We start from the raw sequence: 238 nt of genomic DNA, 5'->3' as shown, positions 1-238 counted from the left end.
CGATCAAGGTACCCAGGATGCGACCTATCATGACGTTCCTTCTGGAGAGTTAACCCAAGATCCGGCCAGCGCGAATGCGACGGCGCGGCCCGGTGGTGATGGCTCCGCTTTTTTGCAGGCCGCCCACCACACTGCTGTGATGAGCATGGCTGATGGCGCAGGCCAGGGCATCGGCCGAGTCCGGTGCGGGCAGGCCGTTCAGCTGCAAGAGCCGCTGGACCATCAGCTGGATTTGTTC

General features: G+C 62.6%; 1 protein-coding gene. It reads right to left on the bottom strand.

Features of this window, described 5'->3' with window-relative positions:
- Positions 1–49: 49 nt before the first annotated feature.
- A partial coding sequence (locus L9G74_RS21955; protein ID WP_238899042.1) for a crossover junction endodeoxyribonuclease RuvC occupies positions 50–238 on the bottom strand: 189 nt, incomplete at its 5' end.

Source organism: Shewanella electrica, from assembly GCF_022321485.1.
Taxonomy (GTDB): domain Bacteria; phylum Pseudomonadota; class Gammaproteobacteria; order Enterobacterales; family Shewanellaceae; genus Shewanella; species Shewanella electrica.
Note: the sequence above shows the minus strand (reverse complement) of the source record. Positions and strands in the feature narration are given on the sequence as shown.